At 57.1% G+C, this 16,484-nt stretch carries 12 protein-coding genes; 3 read left to right on the top strand and 9 right to left on the bottom strand.

What is annotated here, in order from left to right; all coding sequences use genetic code 11:
* Positions 1-26: 26 nt before the first annotated feature.
* The 4 genes from Pan97_RS22870 to Pan97_RS22855 all read right to left on the bottom strand — a co-directional run bounded on the left by Pan97_RS22870 (position 27) and on the right by Pan97_RS22855 (position 7,731).
* Positions 27-1,796, bottom strand: a complete 1,770-nt coding sequence (locus tag Pan97_RS22870) for a c-type cytochrome (RefSeq protein ID WP_144976672.1) — start codon at positions 1,794-1,796, stop codon at positions 27-29.
* A 107-nt stretch (positions 1,797-1,903) separates the two neighbouring features.
* Positions 1,904-4,507, bottom strand: a complete 2,604-nt coding sequence (locus tag Pan97_RS22865) for a PVC-type heme-binding CxxCH protein (protein WP_144976670.1) — start codon at positions 4,505-4,507, stop codon at positions 1,904-1,906.
* A gap of 361 nt (positions 4,508-4,868) precedes the next feature.
* Positions 4,869-7,076 carry an esterase/lipase family protein gene (locus tag Pan97_RS22860; RefSeq protein ID WP_165698932.1) on the bottom strand — a complete coding sequence of 736 codons (2,208 nt, stop codon included), beginning with the start codon at positions 7,074-7,076 and terminating at the stop codon, positions 4,869-4,871.
* A 220-nt stretch (positions 7,077-7,296) separates the two neighbouring features.
* Positions 7,297-7,731, bottom strand: a complete 435-nt coding sequence (locus tag Pan97_RS22855; protein WP_196782193.1) for a response regulator — start codon at positions 7,729-7,731, stop codon at positions 7,297-7,299.
* A gap of 145 nt (positions 7,732-7,876) precedes the next feature.
* On the opposite strand from Pan97_RS22855, the gene Pan97_RS22850 reads away from it, so the two are divergent.
* Positions 7,877-8,089 (top strand): putative signal transducing protein, encoded by a 213-nt coding sequence (locus Pan97_RS22850; protein ID WP_165698931.1) that lies wholly within the window; start codon positions 7,877-7,879, stop codon positions 8,087-8,089.
* Positions 8,090-8,094: 5 nt separating this feature from the next.
* Here Pan97_RS22850 and folK read toward each other — a convergent pair whose 3' ends face one another.
* Complete coding sequence (gene folK, locus Pan97_RS22845; RefSeq protein ID WP_165698930.1) at positions 8,095-9,057, bottom strand: 2-amino-4-hydroxy-6-hydroxymethyldihydropteridine diphosphokinase; 963 nt, start codon at positions 9,055-9,057, stop codon at positions 8,095-8,097.
* A gap of 686 nt (positions 9,058-9,743) precedes the next feature.
* Positions 9,744-10,559 (bottom strand): carbon-nitrogen hydrolase family protein, encoded by an 816-nt coding sequence (locus Pan97_RS22840; protein WP_144976663.1) that lies wholly within the window; start codon positions 10,557-10,559, stop codon positions 9,744-9,746.
* Between the two features lie 122 nt (positions 10,560-10,681).
* On the opposite strand from Pan97_RS22840, the gene Pan97_RS22835 reads away from it, so the two are divergent.
* Both Pan97_RS22835 and Pan97_RS22830 read left to right on the top strand, forming a co-directional pair.
* Complete coding sequence (locus Pan97_RS22835; RefSeq protein WP_144976661.1) at positions 10,682-11,521, top strand: glycosyltransferase family 2 protein; 840 nt, start codon at positions 10,682-10,684, stop codon at positions 11,519-11,521.
* A gap of 31 nt (positions 11,522-11,552) precedes the next feature.
* The gene (locus Pan97_RS22830) at positions 11,553-13,091 is read left to right on the top strand and encodes a lipopolysaccharide biosynthesis protein (protein WP_144976659.1); all 1,539 of its coding nucleotides are present in this window, start codon (positions 11,553-11,555) and stop codon (positions 13,089-13,091) included.
* Positions 13,092-13,134: 43 nt separating this feature from the next.
* Here the strand turns inward: Pan97_RS22830 and Pan97_RS22825 are convergent, their stop codons facing one another.
* Genes Pan97_RS22825 through Pan97_RS22815 form a run of 3 tightly spaced genes read right to left on the bottom strand, consistent with a single transcriptional unit; the run spans position 13,135 to position 16,480 of the window.
* Positions 13,135-14,499, bottom strand: a complete 1,365-nt coding sequence (locus tag Pan97_RS22825) for an SAM-dependent methyltransferase (RefSeq protein ID WP_144976658.1) — start codon at positions 14,497-14,499, stop codon at positions 13,135-13,137.
* Positions 14,427-15,218 (bottom strand): DUF1365 domain-containing protein, encoded by a 792-nt coding sequence (locus Pan97_RS22820; RefSeq protein WP_144976656.1) that lies wholly within the window; start codon positions 15,216-15,218, stop codon positions 14,427-14,429. The genes Pan97_RS22825 and Pan97_RS22820 overlap by 73 nt, the downstream gene beginning before the upstream one ends.
* The gene (locus tag Pan97_RS22815; protein WP_144976654.1) at positions 15,140-16,480 is read right to left on the bottom strand and encodes an NAD(P)/FAD-dependent oxidoreductase; all 1,341 of its coding nucleotides are present in this window, start codon (positions 16,478-16,480) and stop codon (positions 15,140-15,142) included. The genes Pan97_RS22820 and Pan97_RS22815 overlap by 79 nt, the downstream gene beginning before the upstream one ends.
* Positions 16,481-16,484: the final 4 nt, after the last annotated feature.

The raw sequence follows: 16,484 nt of genomic DNA, 5'->3' as shown, positions 1-16,484 counted from the left end.
CTGACCTTAATTTCACTGTCAGTCGACTAACTTCCACCTACCACCGTGTACTGCGCGGCCGAGCCAGCGGGCTTGGTGACGACGGCGCGAAAGGTTTGGCCGGGGAAGGTTCGCTTGTCCAATCGAAAGGTGATCTTGTGGCGTCCTGGCAGCACGCTGGTTTGAATCGGCTCGTTGCCGGGGAATTCGTCGTCGATGATCCACGCGGTGACCCCTTGCTTGGGATTCATCTCGACGCCGATGTCACCCCCGTCAACGACTTCGATTTCACCTTGCAAAAACAGCACGGGGCTATCGATCTCGCTCAGGTCGGCTAATGGCAACTCGCCGTTGACCTTGCCGTAGACCGGCAGCCAGGCATCGGCGTCGAGCCCGAGAATCTGCGATTCAAACTCGCCGGTCGACGGATTCGCTTCCCCTTGCAGCGCATCGGGAACTTCCTTCAGGACGCGCCAGCGCTGAATGGTCGGTTCGCTGCGAATGCCGTAAGGGCCAGGCTTGCCCAGCTGGGCAACGTAGGCCACCAGGTCGAGGAATTCGTCTTCGGTCAGGAAGTTCGCCAGCCCCTTGGGCATGAGCGAGCCCCCTTCCTTTTCCAGATCGATGTCGTCGGCCGGAATGATGATTTCGTTGCCGTTGGCATCTTTCAGGATGGTGCGGTCCTCGTTCTCGTCGGCGACGATGCCTTGGTGCATCTTGCCGTCGAAGTCGACGATCGACTTCATGATGTACGCTTCCTTGACGGCCATCTCTGGGAAGAGGATCGAATTGATCACGTAGTCGACCGGGCTGGTCGCACCGACGGGGCTCAGGTCGGGACCGATCTGCCCTCCGGCGCCACTGATGGCGTGACACTTCAGGCAGCTGAGTTCCTTGCGGCGGAAGATTTCTTCCCCGCGAGCCGGGTCCCCCTTTTTCAAAACCTGGGCGACGAGCGTTTGCAGTTGTTCGTTGGTGAGTGGATCGGGATTGTTGTCGATGCCGGCGGCAGCGCTCAGCACGTTGACCAGCGAAGCGTCGGAACGGCCGACCGAGTACATCTGACGCAGACACATTTTGGCCACGTCGCCGTCGAGCTTTTTACCTTCGAGCGCGGCGGCCAGAGCGTCCGGCCCTTTGGTGTCGGCCAGGAACGCGTCGATCATGTCGGCCGGATCGGTCGACGTATCGGCCCCGCTGAGCACCTTGGCCGCGGCCTCGGCGGCCTTTTGGACGTCGATGTTGGTCAGCGCCGAGACTCCCAGGTAGCGGATCGAAAGAGGTTGCTCTTCACTGGTCAGCTTGGCGACCGTGTTGGCCGTTTTGTCGCTGCCGGTCGCGATCAGCGAGCCGATCGCCAGGCGGCGCAGTTTGAGCGGCTTGTTGTTATCAAGGGCAATCGCTGCCAGCGTGTCGGCGGTGGCTTCGACTTTCCAGAGGCCTGCCAGCTCGATGCCCAGCGTTTTCAGGCTGTGGTCGTCGCTGGCAATCAGGTCGCCAATTGCCGAGAGATCGCCAGCGGGAACCAGGTTACGGCTCTCGCTAGCTTTCTTCAAAGCCTCGAGCGACTCGAGCTTCAAGGCCGGGCTGAAGCCGTCCGGCTTGGTAGCTTCCTGAAAGAGGATCCCCAGGTTCTCGGCATTGCCTCGTTCGGCAATCATGCCGATCACCGTCCCGACGCGAGACTCCGGCAGCTTGCCACTTTGCAGCAAGCGAACCATCGCATCGGTCGCCCCCTGGGCGAATGCGGTTTGTGGAGTCGCCAGCAGCACACACGCAAGCAACAAATAACAAGGGAGGAAAATTCGATTCAGCATCGTTGGTCTGTTCCGAAAGTTAGGCAGGCGGTCTGTCCAAAAAAAGAGCCATCCCCAGTCGAGGATGACTCTTCCTTAGTCATCAAACATTCATTGTAATTCAAAAACTAGCCTTGCTTGGCACGCTTTTCGAGCGTCTCCAACGTTTCCTTCAACGTATATTCCAGGTAGTAGTCCTGGTCGTGAAGAAGCGATTGCAAAGCGATTTCCTGGGCACGTTCCACGTCTTCGCCATCAAAGAAGCTGAGGGCTCGGATGGCTTCCAGGCGGACGCGCGGGTTTTCGTCGTTGACCTGCGTTTCCAATAGATCAAGCGAACCTGGGACGCGATCGCGCCAGTAGCACAACACGCGAGTGGCCGCCGCACGAGCACGGAAGTCACTATCGGTCAGCATTCGCTTGAGCAGGTCGGCATCGACCAGGTCCAAGTTCTGCTTTACCCACAGGGCTTCCAGCAAGTGATGGTTGTACCACGGATCGTTTTTGTCGAGACCAGCCATCCACGTTTCGAGGGCCGCAGAAACTTCCTGGCCGTCGTGGTTGCGGAGTTCGCGACGAACGCGGTAACGGGTACGGTATTCGGGCTCTTTCAAAAGATCGAGCAGTTGGAGCACGGAGGCACCGTCGATCTTCGGGGCTTTCACCAGGTCGTTGCCGGTGTAGCGAATTCGCCAGATACGACCGTGATGCTTGTCACGCTTCGGATCACGCAGCGAGTGCTGCATGTGACCGACCAGCGGGTTGTACCAGTCAACGATGTACAGAGCACCATCGGGGCCGAACTGAATATCGACCGGGCGGAAGCTGGTGTCTTTCGAGACCAACAGCGGGTCGACCGGATCGGCATGGAAACCGCTGCCCTCGTCCTTGACCTTGTACTGCAGAATCCCCTGGAAACCGATGCAGTTGTTCAGCAAGTAATTGCCTTGGGCCGACTCAGGGAAGTTGCGACTGGAAACGATTTCGCAGCCAGCGGTCGGACGCCACTGCTTGGTGAGGAACTGATTCATGCGCCCATGCTTTTGCGGATACACCACGTCGCCGCTGAAAGCCGCACCGAAGTAGTTGGCACCGCCGGAAGCATCGGCCACAAAGTTCTGGCCCCAGTCGTCAAACGTGTGACCCCAGGGGTTCGCGAAACCATAAGAGACGAAGATATCCAGCTTTTCCGTCAACGGCTCGTAGCGGAAGATGCCTGCGTTGGCGACGCGTTCGGGACCATAAGGCGTTTCGATCTGCGATTGATGGAAGGTTCCTTCCTGGAAGTACAACGCACCGCCAGGGCCCCACGTGAACGCACTGATCGAGTGATGCGAGTCGGCCGAATCGAAGCCGTGCAGGATGAGCGTTCGCTCGTCGGCTTTATCGTCGCCGTTGGTGTCTTTCAGGAACATCAGGTTCGGCTGCTGGGCAACGTACGCACCTCCGTCACCGATTTCGATCCCGGTCGGCACGTGCAGGCCATCGGCGAAGACCGTTTGCTTGTCGGCCTGGCCGTCGCCGTCGGTATCTTCCAGGATCAGCACCTTGTCGTCCGGAGGCGTGCCTGGCAAGTACATCGGGTAGCTTTCCATGGTGGTGACCCACAGACGTCCCTTGGCATCGAAGGCCAATTGGACCGGGTTTTCCAGATCAGGGAACTCCACTTCCGAGGCGAACAAATTAATCTCGTAACCCTCAGGCAGCGAGAAGGTCTTCGCTTCCGCTTCCGGGTTGAAGATATCGACCGGACGATTCACGTTCGTTTCGATCGCGGTGAAATCGCCGGTGTTGCTGTCGTCGATTTGCTCGGGAACGCTTTCGCCGTTGGCGACCTTCCAGATGCGCTGATCGCGGTTCTCGATCATCTTTCGCAGCTTGGTGAACTCGGCCGGAAAGTTGACCACGCCGAAGGGGTTCTTACGGCCGCCATAGATGTAGAAGCCATTGACCGCCCGGTGATCGTAGAAGAACTGCAGGTCCTTCTCTTTCACTTCCGGGTAGAGCGTGGCCAGATCGGTCTTGTACGTGGGAGCAGGACCGAAGAGACCTTCATCGAGAACCTTGCCAAACAGCTGGTAGCCTTGGTCGTTCAAGTGAATGCCGTTGATGGTCAGATCGCTGTCGCCGGCCATCGGTTCGAGCATCGGGGCGAAGACGTCGACGTACACGACGTCATGCTTGTCGGCCAGCTTGTGCATGGCCTCGGCGTACAGGGCGATGTTTTCGTTGTTCTTCTCGCCAGTGGGCAGGAAACGCGAGTGGAGGTCTTCGTGCGGAATGGGAGAAACGAGAACGAGCGTCGGAGACTTGCCGTCGTACTTGCTCTTCTTGGTGTCGGTGATGAACTTCTCCAGGTCCTTCTCGAACTTGGGGAGTCCCTTGGCGCCAGCGAACGATTCATTGAAGCCAAAGAACGCCATGATGACGTTCGGCTTGTGATCTTCCAGACGCGTGCCGTGATCGTAGAAGTCTTTACTGCGAGGACGCAACGTCAGTTCATCGGCCGACCAGCCCAGGTCGCGAACGACCAGGTTCAGCTCGGGAAAGCGGGCCTGAAGCCTTGTCTCGAAGTGCGGGAAGTATTGCATTCGCTCGGCAAGCGTATTGCCGATGTAGACAATCTTGTCCCCCTTCTTCAGTTCAAGCTGCGCGGCATGGGCTGAAGATGACGCGATCAGCAAAACGCAAAGACCCAGCAGTAAAGCTGCCGTACTCAATGGTCGAATCATGGTGTTCCTGGTTTTGAAAAGGGTTCGTGGCAACCGTGTGATGGTATGCGTTTGCGAGGAAGCGGAAACGAGCACACGGCCAGCGAAGCGAGGTAGGTGGTTCGAGATTCCCTTCGGCCTCTGAAAGGCCTGTCAGTGCATTACGAATCTTAAGATTATAAGCCTGAGCGCCGCCGCGTTGAAAGCTTCGGTGGTGATTTCAAATTGGACGATTCCCGACAAATTGGGATAAATCAGACAAGAGTGTAAAAATAACGAACGTTAACGCTGAGATTCCGCAAGCTAGGGGAAAGGCGAATGAGCGATTTTTCGCAGGCATGTTTTAAGAATCAATCGCAGAAATCCCTAGCAGTCAGCCGGGCTAACGAATCGGGCCAACCTGGCTGGCAAAAGCTGGCCTCGTGCCGTGCACCCGTAAGATGCGCAGGACTTCGCAAACCGTTCCGGCATTTCGATTCAGATGAGTATGCAGCGAGTTGACCATGATCTCGGTCTGCACGCCTGGCAATCGTGCGCTGGAAACGGGAACGATGCTATCGCTTTGCCCATCGTGCGGCGTCCACCAACCGTTGCCGAGGATCGTGTGGCTCGGAATGTCCGGTTGAATCGGCAAGCGATAAATGCCGGTCAGCAGCATGCTCTTGGGACTGATCAGGTCGAGACTGATCGGCACGCGGTGACGGAACTCTTTGCGAAACGCAGCCGGGTTGTCTTCGATCAATTGTCGGTGGGCATCCTTCAAGCAGGGATCTTCATGGACAAGTGTCGCGGAGACGTGACCTGTCTTGGCGGACAGATGGGTGGTGCCTTGGTGCGGCGTGCCGATGAAGACGACGCGGCCCACGTGGGGTGAATGAGTGAAGTAAAACTGTCGACGCAAGTACTCCTGCATCTTCGGCGGAGCATCGAGCGTATTGAGCGGTTGGAAGGCCGCGTGTTCCCACAGCGTGTTGCCGCTATCGGCGGCTTGCAGCTTTGCAACGAGGCCACCCATGCTGTGACCGACCAGCACGACGTTGCGAAGGTCTCGATCGAATCCGCTCGGATCCATTTCCCTGATGATTTGATCGAACTGTTCTCGCAACACGGCGGCCGTTTCCAGGAAGGGTGCACCCGTGGGATAGTGGAACGCCCAGACTTCGTAGCGCGCTGCCAGGTCGGGATTGCCATCGATCTCGTTGGCAATGCCGGCCCAGGTATAGGGAGCCGAGAGAAGGCCGTGAACGAAGATGACTGGAATCTTCCCTTTGCGGTGCGGTTCGAGAATGAACAGTCCGCGGTTGGTCATGTCTTGGTAAGGATGCATGGCCTTGAGCTTCGATTCGTCGCGCGTTTCGCTGAGGAGATACGCGTACGGCGCGGTCGTATCCTTGGCCAGCGGAACCTGGCGGCAGTGGAATTCGACGTCGCCTGAGGTGCGAGGATCGTACAGTTCGAGCTTGGCGACGACCTGCTCGATGTGCGTTCCTTCCGGAGAATGGGCTTCGACGGTCGCGTCGTACAGATTCATCTCCGCTTCGGGACGCAGGATGCCGGTCACGGAAAACGGAACTTCTTCCGGGAACCACTTATCGGCCTTCTTCCGCTCGCGGATGCAGACCATCGGAACCCCCAGCCCCGGCGAACGGTGCTTGGTGAGAAGATATTTCGACTGATAATCTCCCACGACGTGCCAGCGATCGAAGTCGTCGGCGGTGCGCTGGAAGTTGACGTATTCGAACTCGACGATTTTATAGCCGCCATTGACGGGCAACTTGATGCCGCACTGCTTATCGATATAGCCTGCCTTGTCGGCGATAAACATCAAGCGGGCAATCGACGAGTGGTAGACCTGCCAGGCGCGTTCGGTTCCCTTGGTGGTCTTGGGTTGGGGCGGAACGGTTTGCATGTAACGATAGGCCGCGATGGCCGCGTCGAGGTACATGTTCATCGCTGACTCGTCGAGTTGCTTGTCGGCGTCGACCGCCATCGCGTAGTACGACTCGGCCTGTCGCAGCTGGATCTCGGCGGACTCCGACTCGGGGATCGATTGCTCGACCATGCCAGGCAGATCCGGCATGTAAAGAACTTCCCCTTCCCCCAGTTCACTTTGAAAGAACTCAGGGCCAAGGTTCAATGGCTCGCCGATGACCTCGGTGCCCATGGCTTCCGGTTCGATCGTTCGGGCAGTGGGTGTCTCGATACGCTCGCCACCGTGATCGAGGAGATTGGGCATGTTCGACATGCGTTTGAGAGGACGGCCGACGACCGCTTCTCCCAGGTTGGTCGAGACGTCCTCGTACGCTTCGGGAGCGTCGATCTCTTCTTCGAAGGCGCACAGTTGGATGAAGTTAGGAGCGACTTGGGTACTCGCGAGCGCGTCGGTGTCAGTCGACTGGGTCGTACTGACGTCGCACGGATTGCACCAGATGCCAAACGGATATTGCGACTTTGGGTTGGCTTCCGGGCATGGAGCCACCATTTGAGGATCACGCCAACGCCCCTTGCGGCAGAGCGCGCAGCCCGATGCAAACTGAATCAGCAAGATCGCAGCGCAAAGGGTGGCAAATGTCGGCTTCCAGCGGACCACGAGATTCGCTTCCTGCATCGTTGGGGTGGGGAGTGCATCATGGCACGTCATCCATTACGACATGCGCATGAAGCGAAATCCAATTCGAATTTCGCCACAAAACGTTACCTCATCAATAAGGTCCGCGCAGCCAAATGTCTCGGCGCAAGCAAGAAATATTGCCATCACCGTTTCCGGTGATAGCGGTCGTTTCGGTTATCGTACCCCAGGGCAGCGGCGATTAGTTTCCGGCCGAGGCGATCGGCTTGGGAAACAGGGCCGACTGCCAGCGAGCGGCGCGTTCGATGTGCTGTTGAACGATGTTGCACAGTTCGGCTCGCTGAATCGGTTTGAGCAGGAAGTCAGACGCACCATTTTCGACGGCTTGGGTCACATGCATCCAACTCGACTGACCGGTCAGGAAGACGACCTGAGTCCAGGCATTTCGCTGTTTGGCGAAGATCAACATGTCCTGGCCGTCGATGTCGGGCATCTCGATGTCGCTGATCAGCAGATCGCAGCAGTTATTGCTAATCCACTTCTGGGCTTCATGTGCGTCGGTAAAGTCAACCAGGTCCAACTCATTGCCGAAAGCTCCGCGGAGAATGGTTTTCACCAAACGAACGATCCCAGCGTCGTCGTCGAGAATTACGGTTTTCAGTTTACGGTTGGCCATAGTATTGATCCTGATGCCCTGAGAATCATAAAGAATGGTTTGGGGTTTCAAGGAAAGACTAGGTTACAATTGCCTAATAAGCGCGTCCCATGTGTGGGAGCCTGCAGGCTTTGAGTTTGACTTCGAGAGTGGGAGTATCGGTTTTATGGAAGATATGGATTTTGTGGCCGTCCGTACGTGCCAAAGTCACGAGGAAGCAACGATCATTCAGAACGCGCTTCAAGAAGAAGGAATTCCGTGTGCGCTGGATAACGACCATCAAGGCGGTCTCACCGGCGTGCTGGCGATCCGCATTATGGTGCCCAGCGACAAGAAAGAGGAAGCCGATCGGTTCCTCACCGAGCATCACTCGGAATAGATCGCTTAGCCTTGCATGGCTTGAATGGCCGCGGTCAGTTCGGTGACAGCCGACGCAAGATCGTTGCCTTCCAGCCATAGACGCGGCGCATGAACCTTTTGTCGAACGGCCTCGGCTAGCGCAGCTTGTAGGCCGCTTCTTTCTTCTTGAGTCCACCAACCGTCTTCCATGGCTCCGTAGGTCTGGTCGGGACGATTCCAATAGACGGTCAGCCGCGCTGGCTCGATGCTTGTGGTGTTGCTCTGCTGCGGCCCGGTCAGGACCTCCGCGATATCGAACCACCAGGGAAGAACTCGGACGCTGCAGCCAGGGGGGAGGCTGCGATGAACGGCCTGGTGCTGGGTCAAATCGGTGAGCGAGGTCACCAGGTCGTGTTTCGATTTTGGATACGTAAGCAATTGATTCGCCAGCGAATGTTTTGGGTCGCTTAGTTCTTTTTCGGTCGCAGCGAGCAGCTGACTGACCGCAGGCCCCGGCAGTGCGGCGATCTCGACTACGGGCGGCGTGGTCGAGAGATGTCGCCACAAGTCGCCGATGCTGGCGTTGAGATCGGGATGAAGCATCTCCGCGGCGACCTGGGCAGCCGGCTGCATGACGAAACGTCGGAAGCTCATCCGGGGATGGGGGATGGTAAGCTGCAAGGTTTTGGTGATCTGCTGATCATAGAGAAGCAAGTCAAGATCAAGCTTTCGAGCACCCCAGCGTTGGATGCGAACGCGACCGTGGCTTTGCTCGACGTTGATCAGTTTCTGGTGAACTTGTTCCGGCGAGAGCGAAGTAGAAAATTTCGCAGCCGAATTGAGATAATCAGGTTGTCCGCTGGGGCCACCCACAGGTTTGGTGACCAAGAGTTCGCTTCGTGCTTCCAGCGTAAAGTCAGGATCGGTAGCGAGTTGGTCGACAGCCTGAGTAAGTACCGCTCCGCGGTCTCCGAGGTTCGCGCCCAGGGCAATCAAAATGGTGGGCACAGGTCCGTTGCTCTGCGAGCGGTTGGGGAAAAGGCAAATGAACAGGTGTGAATAACATGTTGATCAGGACGCCAAAAAGCATGAAGGGATCTCCATAAACAGGCCCGAAAGCCTGTCGCACGTCGTTTCCCTCAGTCGTCGCCCTTCAAACTTTTTAGCGGAGAGTGTTGCCAACCTATGTGTGACAATTCCCTTTGCCGGAAAGCAATATCTCTCGCACGCACTCATATCCCTCTCGCTTTCTCGAATGGCCTGCACACTGGCCAACAAAACCGAGCGACGACGCTGCACTTTCCAGGCGCGCAGAACTCCCTGGGGATGTCCTTATCGCGAGCCGGGAACCGATGGTCAGAGCGACCAGTTTGCAACGAATGACACAGGTTTTTGAGGAGAGAGGTGTTTAAGACGCAAGTCAGCGTCCCTTGGTTCCAATCAACATAGGGACTAATTTTGCGAAGCGGAGCGGAGTTGTCAAGCAACCATCGTAATCTTTTTTTCACATTGTGATTCTGGCTTGAATTTCACGCTGTAAAATCGTTTGCAATTGGTCGACAATTCTTGTGCACAAAAAACGCATTGCCCTGAATTGCTCGCTAAGTTGTGAAAAATTGTTCGATTATAACTTTGTTATTGCATGGTAATTTGTGTGTAGTGTGCAGGCGACGTAAGAACCGTTGCCAGGCTGCTTAGGCCATCCGGCGATGCGAAAGTGCCGGTAATTCCGCACGTATTTTACGCTGGGCAGCCAGGTCAATCTCGGCGTAGATGATACCTGGCTGACGATCATCGCCGCGGGCCAGGACCTTTCCCCACGGATCAATGACCAACGAATTTCCGTAGCACTGAATTGAATTGCCATACATGCCACATTGATTCGCGGCGACGACGTAAATCTGATTTTCAATCGCGCGAGCACGCGCTAAAACCTCCCAATGTGCCTGACCTGTCTTGTCGGTGAACGCCGCAGGCAGCACGCAGACTTGCATTCCATCTTCGGTCAGGCGACGAAAGATCTCGGGGAACCGCAGGTCGTAACAAATGGCTTGTCCGATATGCCCTAGCGGAGTTGAAGCGACCGAAAGTTGACTGCCGGCTCGCACGAAGTCGGACTCGACCACTTTCACATCCGGCAAGTTGATGTCGAAGCAGTGGATCTTGTCATAGGTGGCCAAAACTTGGCCATGCGGGCCAAACAAAATGCTTCGGTTCATCACCATCGTGGGATCATCGCTGGCGGCGACCGCAACGCTGCCGGCACACAACACCAACTCGTGCTTGATGGCCAGTCCCCGCATCGTTTGCAGGACTTTGCCGTCCATCGTTTCGGCGTTTTCTCGTAATTGAGAGACACTTCCCAGGTACGGAAACAACTCAGGAAGGACCACCAATTGGGCACCGGCCTGGGCCGCATCGGCGATCATCGATTCGGCTTGTTCCAAATTATCCGATTTTTCCGCTCCCGAGTCCATTTGTAGGGCGGCGACAATGTAGGGAGCGATCATAGCTGCGGGTCTCCAAGGTTCGTTTTTTCTAAGAAGTGCTCTATACTTGTACGCGGACTTGGTTGGTCACCGTGACCCGTTCCGGGTTCGGGCCTTTTTCTTCCCGGAATTGCCAAAAATCAATGAGTATTCACTCAGAAAACGATCAGGACGTCGTGTCGCATCTGGAGCAGACCCTTTTGGAGATCTCCACGGATGAATCGCGCCGAGTGGAACTGCTGCACCAGGTTTTGGGTGAAGCGGCCTGTTATCGACTGGCGATTTACGATATTCCGCGCGACTTTCTGCTCTCGGTCGTGGTGCCTATCTACAACGAAGTCAACTCGCTGCAACAAGTCATTGCAGCAGTTCGCCAGTGCGGATTCAAGTGCGAAATCATTTTGGTCGACGACGGCAGCACCGACGGAACGCGGGACCTACTGGAAACGCTCCATGATCAATCCGATCTGAAGATCATTCTGCACGAAAAGAACCAAGGCAAAGGAGCGGCCCTAGCCACCGGTTTCAAGGAAGCAACCGGCGACGCGGTCATCATCCAGGATGCCGATCTGGAATATACCCCGAAGGATTACCGGGTACTGCTGCAGCCGATCATTTGCGAAGGGGTCGACGCCGTTTACGGCAGCCGCTTCATCACCGGGCAGCGCAACGTGCCACGCGTGCGACACTACCTGGCTAACAAGCTCGTGACGATGTGGTCGAACTTGTTCTCGAATCTGCTTCTCACCGATATGGAAACCTGTTACAAGGTGTTCCGGCGCGAGGTGATTCAAGAGATCGCTCCCACGCTTCGTGAGAAGCGTTTTGGGATCGAGCCGGAAATCACCGCCAAGCTGGCCCGACGCAAGGGGCTGCGAATTCGCGAAGTACCGATTCGCTATTACCCTCGGACCTTTGAAGAGGGGAAGAAGATCGGTTGGAAAGATGGCATCCGGGCATTGTGGTGCGCTATCCGATACTAACTGACACCACCTACCGGCTCTCCTTCGCTTTATGAATGATGCCTCCCCGCCTCATAATGCGGCATCGCCTGTCGACCCCGATCTGATCCGCAAAACACAGCGGGCCACGCGGTTGACCATGATCGGTCAGATTGCCGGGCAGATCATCTCGCTGGTCGTCATCGCCGAATTGTATCGCCTGGTCTCGCCGGCCGAGTTCGGGCTGCTGGGGATGTACATGCCCATCATGCTGTTGATCCGTTCGTTCGGATCGCTGGGGATGGACATTGCGACCGTGCAGAAGAAGGGGCTGACCAACGAAGAAGCCTCGACGCTGTTCTGGTACCAGGTAATTACCGGTGTCGTGCTAACCGTCATCCTGATCGGTCTCTCGCCTCTATTGGCGATGTGGTACCAAGCCGAGCGGTTGATGCCGGTGGGAATGGCCCTGGCGGGAACGGCCCTGCTTTACAATAGTTACTCGCAGCACAAATCGCTGGCCGAGAAGAAGCTGAACTTCGGCCGACTGACGATCGTGCGAGTCCTTTCGTTGATTATTAGCGGCGTGGTCGCGATTGTCGCCGCGTACTCTGACTGGGGCATCTGGGCTCTGGTTCTTCAGCAGTACAGCGAACTGGTTGTGCTGAACATTGGATTTTGGGCGATCGAGCCATGGCGGCCAGGCAAGTGTGCCCCGCTTTCGGAAATGAAGCAGCTGCTCAACTTCAGCGGATACTACACGCTAAGCGGGATATTCTTCGCGGTCGGACAGAACCTGGACAAGATTATCCTGGGGGCCGTGTTTGGTTCGACCCCCGAAGGGCACCGTTGGATCGGCTACTACACCCAGGCCTACAACCAGATGATTCGCCCAGTCTACCTGCTGACGTCGCCGGTGACGTCAGCCATGTTGCCGGCGTTGTCTCAGGCAAAGGGGAATCGCGAGTCGTTCAGCGCGTTGACGGCCTCTTTCTATCGCATGGTTGGCATCATGCTGGCTCCTTGTTCGATCGGGATGTTGATCGTGGGGGACGAATTGATGCCGGTGCTGGGCGGAAACGATTGGATTCAGGCCGGTGATATCCTCTCGATCATGGGGTTGATGATCGTCGCCCAAAGCTGGATCAACATTTCGGGAAGCTTGATGAGTGCCGCCGGCCGGGCCGATCTGCTGGCGGTCGGAGCGTTTGGCAACCTGGTCGCGCTGGCTGGGGCTTGTGGTTTAGCGTACTTCTTTGCCGGGAAAGATAATCCCGAACTGTTCACGATCGATCTAGCGGGCCTGGTCATGATGGCGACGGTTGTCGTCTGCGGACCTTACCTGGCGTTCTGTTTCAAGAGTTCCGACGTCGACGTGCGAAAGACCTTTGGTCAACTGACGCCGGCGCTGGCGGCTTCGATCTTGATGGGAGCCGTGGTCTATTTTGCCGGTTTGCTCGACTACTACCTGCCGGACGCATTAACGCTGGTCGAAGAAATCATCGTTGGCGTGATTGTCTACTTCGTCTTTGCCCGCCACGAAATCCGGTGGCTCTGGCGGCAACTGCGGGGCATCCAGCCGGATGAAGACATCCATACGGTCGTAGACTAACATCTCTTGTCTTCTCTCCCTGCGAGGGAGAGGGGACAGGAAATTAGAACTTGCCGAGGATTGCTTCTCCGCGGAACTTGGGGCGGGCCATGACTAGTTGGCTGACGCCGATCTGGCGTTCGTGGAAGCCGGCTTCGCAGTAGGCGAGGTAGTATTCCCACATCCGCAGGAAGTAATCGTCCATGCCCAGGGCGCGAATGCGTGGGAGGTGTTCTAGAAAGTTCTCTCGCCAGGCAGCCAGCGTGCGGGCATAGTGGCTACCGAAATCTTCCGCATGCACGATCCGCAGGTCGGTCGTTCTGGCAATCGAGCGGGCCATCAAATGGTAGGAAGGAAGAAAACCGCCGGGGAAGATGTATCGCTGAATGAAGTCGATGCCGCGCGAATAGCTCTCGATCCGCTCGTCCGGAATGGTGATTACCTGCAGGGCCATCGTGCCGTTGGGCTTCAGGAGCGAGCCGCACTTTTCAAAGTAGGTGTCGAGGTAATCCCGGCCGACCGCTTCGATCATTTCGATGCTGACGACATGATCGTAGGTGCCGGTAAGGTCGCGGTAGTCTCTTTTGAGGAGCGTGACCTGATCCTGCAGACCGGCGTCTTCGATTCGCCGGCACGCGTAGTTGAACTGCTGCTGCGAAATGGTAGTGGTCGTGACGTGGCAGCCGTAGTTCCTGGCTGCATACTCAGCGAAGCCACCCCAGCCGGTGCCGATCTCCAGCACGCGGCTGCCTGGCTTCAGGTCGAGTTTGCGGCAGATGCGATCGAGCTTGGCGAGCGAGGCTTCTTCCAGCGTCGCGTCTTCATGCTCGTAGATCCCGGACGAATACATCATGGTGGGATCGAGCATGAGCTGAAAGAACTCGTTGCTCAGATCGTAGTGGGCGGCGATGTTCTTCCGGCTTCCTTGCTTGGAGTTTCGGGTTCGCCACTGCTGCAGACCTCGCCAAGGGGCGAGCCAGAACGACGTGTGACGTTCGATCCCTTTCAAGGAATCGAGATTGCGAGCCATGATTCGCAGTAGCGCGGTCAGATCGCTGCAGACCCACTTCCCTTCCAGGTAAGCTTCGGCCGCGGCGAGCGTTCCCCCCAGCATCATGTGCCGGTAGACGCGAAGGTCATCGATGCGGACGACGGCTCGCAGTTCGACGTCGTGACTGGGGCCGAATTGAACCTGGCCGAGGGGATCGATGATAAGGACGTGCCCTGCTTCGATCTTCGAGAGGGTGCGATGCAGAATCTTGCGGCATTGCCGCGCCACGTAGCAGTGGAGGCCTGCGGATACTTGAGGAAGCGCCTTCCGCAGCCGCAACGAGGGATGTTCGATCGCAAGTTCCGCTAGGCCGGTTCGGTCACTTGAACAGCCGCGCGGGCTGCGTGCTGACTCTGCGGGTGAGGGTATATGGGACATCGTTTCCACCAAAGTTTCCAAGCTTCATAGTAGATTGCGGCAACGACTTTCAGGCTCATTGCAGGCAAACGCCATAAGAACCGTTGAATGGTGCGGTGTGCTAACGGTTTTTTTTCCAAAGACATTCCCGCGTGGAAAACGGGGCGGCCCTCTTCATGGTTCTCGAGCCCCACAATCAGCTGCTGCCCTACCGAGCGAAACGACCAGCGGTAGGTGTGGTTCATCGGCATGAACGGCGAGACGTGCATCTGCTTGGGGTGCTCGTAGGCATAGGCCTGATCGGCTTCGCTCCAAGTCGGCTTCAGCACATAAACTTGTTGCTCGCCCCAGGGGATGTTGTTGACTTCCGCCAGGATGATGGCCGGGAAGGCGCTGTCCGGCGCACGGTACACAAAGAAGAGGTTCAATGGGCTGAAATAGTGCCCGAAGTATCGGAGCTGCGTCAGCAAGTGGATTGGGCCTGTGGGGCACTCGCCTAATTCTTTCGAAACGAGCGATCGAACGCGCTGCTCGAGCGAGCCTCGCTGCGAGCGCAGGTGAACGTCGCGCGGGAACGAAATAGCAGCCCGTCGATGGTCGGACAACACTTTGCCCGGACCGACGACCTGGTCGATTTCGGCCAGGTCGAAGTAGGCCATCGTCAGGCGGTAGTCAAACTGATGCTTGACGGGGCCATGGCGTGTGTGGGAGACCGTTCCTTCGTACAGGCAACTGTGCATGCGTCCAAGTTCTTTCCAAAGTAAGCGGCAACGGCCAAGGCACTCTTCACCCCATCCTCGTGAAACCCATAGCCACACCAGCCACCACAGAAGTACGTCTGCCGCTGCCCCTGCAGTTCCGGCAGACGCTTCTGGGTGGCATACGAGTGGCGATTGAACGCCGGGTGGTCGTACTGCATCTGCTGTAAGATCTTCGTCGGATCGATGCGGTCGGTAATGTTCAGGCTCAACAGGATTGGCGTAGGAGAGGCGACCCTCTGCAGGCGAGAAAGGTCATAGGTCACGCTGGCGGTCGTCTGATGGCCATCGGGCAGCAAATAGTTCCAACTGGCCCACGCATGACGGTGCTTGGGCAAGAGCCGCGTGTCGGTATGCAGGACCGCATCGTTGGGCTGATAGGGGAAGTGGCCGAGGATTTCTTGCTCCAGTGGCGTGGGCTGGTCGAGCATCTTCAGCGTTTGATCGGCATGCGTGGCGAAGACGACCTGATCGAACGTTTCGGCCTGATCGTCTCTCGTGATCACCGTGACTTGCTCATCGTTTCGCAGAACACGTTTCACTGGCGAGTTCAAGCGAACGCGGTCCCCCAGGGGTTCGATCAGCTTTCGCACATACTGCTTTGATCCGCCGACGATCGTCTTCCATTGCGGCCGGTTGGTGATTGCCATCAGGCCGTGGTTGTCGCAGAAGCCCAGGAAGAACTGGGCCGGGAAGCCAAGGATCTGCTGCGGATCGGCTGACCAGATCGCGGCGGCCATTGGTACGAGGTATTTCTCCAGGAACATGTCCCCAACGCGGCAGCGCTTGAGGAACTGCCCGACCGTTTCTCCCTCGCCGATGGTTGCCTGCCGGACGGCTTCGGTCCCCAGGCGGTTAAACCGCAAGATGTCCCGCAACATATTCCAATAGCGAAGGGAGGTCATGTTACGCCAGCTGGGAAATAGGCCTCGGAGGCTGCTTCCTTGATATTCCAGCCCGGTCTTTTCGCAGCGAACGCTGAAGCTCATGTCGCTGTCTTGTGCTTCGACCCCCAGCATATCCAGCAGGCGACAGAAATTAGGATAGGTTCGGTCATTGAAGACCATGAACCCGGTGTCGACGTCGTAAGTTTCGCCGTCGAGTTGGCAAGTGACCGTGTTACTGTGCCCGCCTGGATAGCTGGCGGCCTCGAATAGTGTGACATCATGATCGTTATGCAGCAGGCGGGCCACCAGGTTGCCACTGATCCCGCCCCCAATCACCGCGATCCGTTGACGATTCATGACG

Origin of the sequence: Bremerella volcania (genome assembly GCF_007748115.1) — a bacterium.
GTDB lineage: Bacteria > Planctomycetota > Planctomycetia > Pirellulales > Pirellulaceae > Bremerella > Bremerella volcania.
This window is presented reverse-complemented; position numbering and strand designations above follow the sequence as displayed.

Coding starts and splice junctions, on each gene's coding strand:
- Pan97_RS22820 (WP_144976656.1), bottom strand. CDS start 15,218: ATGCACAGTTGCCTGTACGAAGGAACGGTCTCCCACACACGCCATGGC.
- Pan97_RS22815 (WP_144976654.1), bottom strand. CDS start 16,480: ATGAATCGTCAACGGATCGCGGTGATTGGGGGCGGGATCAGTGGCAAC.
- Pan97_RS22835 (WP_144976661.1), top strand. CDS start 10,682: ATGAGTATTCACTCAGAAAACGATCAGGACGTCGTGTCGCATCTGGAG.
- Pan97_RS22850 (WP_165698931.1), top strand. CDS start 7,877: ATGGAAGATATGGATTTTGTGGCCGTCCGTACGTGCCAAAGTCACGAG.
- Pan97_RS22865 (WP_144976670.1), bottom strand. CDS start 4,507: ATGATTCGACCATTGAGTACGGCAGCTTTACTGCTGGGTCTTTGCGTT.
- Pan97_RS22830 (WP_144976659.1), top strand. CDS start 11,553: ATGAATGATGCCTCCCCGCCTCATAATGCGGCATCGCCTGTCGACCCC.
- Pan97_RS22870 (WP_144976672.1), bottom strand. CDS start 1,796: ATGCTGAATCGAATTTTCCTCCCTTGTTATTTGTTGCTTGCGTGTGTG.
- Pan97_RS22825 (WP_144976658.1), bottom strand. CDS start 14,499: ATGTCCCATATACCCTCACCCGCAGAGTCAGCACGCAGCCCGCGCGGC.
- Pan97_RS22840 (WP_144976663.1), bottom strand. CDS start 10,559: ATGATCGCTCCCTACATTGTCGCCGCCCTACAAATGGACTCGGGAGCG.
- Pan97_RS22855 (WP_196782193.1), bottom strand. CDS start 7,731: ATGGCCAACCGTAAACTGAAAACCGTAATTCTCGACGACGACGCTGGG.